Origin of the sequence: Mesorhizobium sp. M1A.T.Ca.IN.004.03.1.1, assembly GCF_003997555.1 — a bacterium.
Lineage (GTDB): Bacteria > Pseudomonadota > Alphaproteobacteria > Rhizobiales > Rhizobiaceae > Mesorhizobium.
The window spans coordinates 1-239 of sequence record NZ_RZTV01001017.1; the positions used below are offsets into that span (position 1 = coordinate 1).

At 69.9% G+C, this 239-nt stretch carries 1 protein-coding gene; it reads right to left on the bottom strand.

What is annotated here, in order from left to right:
• A partial coding sequence (locus tag EOD29_RS34760) for an ATP-binding cassette domain-containing protein (protein WP_164764087.1) occupies window positions 1–239 on the bottom strand: 239 nt, incomplete at both ends.

Sequence of the window (239 nt, forward strand, 5' to 3'; positions counted from 1 at the left end):
GTCGGCTCGTCGAGCAGAAGCAGGTCCGGCTCGGCAAACAGCACGGCGGCGAGCGCTACGCGCATGCGCCAGCCGCCGGAGAAGGAGGAGGCGGGGCGGGCTTGCGCCGCCTGGTCGAAGCCGAGGCCGGCGAGGATGCTCGCAGCCCGCGCCTCGGCCGAATGGGCATCGATATCGATGAGGCGCATCTGGATTTCGGCGATGCGGTGCGGGTCGCTTGCCGTTTCTGCTTCGGCAAG